General features: G+C 79.8%; 1 pseudogene. It reads right to left on the bottom strand.

Annotated elements, in window-relative coordinates:
• A pseudogene (locus ACQP60_RS20975) lies at positions 1–228 on the bottom strand (ABC transporter substrate-binding protein); the annotation flags it as partial.

Genomic DNA, 228 nt, shown 5'->3' with positions numbered 1-228 from the left:
GTCGCCATGTCGGCGGCGAACGCGGCCGCCAGGTCGCGGCGCAGGCTGTCCGACGCCAGGTAGTAGAGGTCGAACGCGGCGCGCTCGTCGCCCGTGGCTCGGACGCCGTCGGCCCCGGGCCGCCAGCCCGCGTCGTCGAGCAGGCGCCCCGCGCGCCCCCGGTCGACCGGGAAGGTCGCGTCGGCGGCGACCGCGTCGCCGTAGACGGCGCTCACGGGCGTCGCGGCG

This window comes from Isoptericola variabilis (genome assembly GCF_050311655.1).
Lineage (GTDB): Bacteria > Actinomycetota > Actinomycetes > Actinomycetales > Cellulomonadaceae > Isoptericola > Isoptericola variabilis.
Note: the sequence above shows the minus strand (reverse complement) of the source record. Positions and strands in the feature narration are given on the sequence as shown.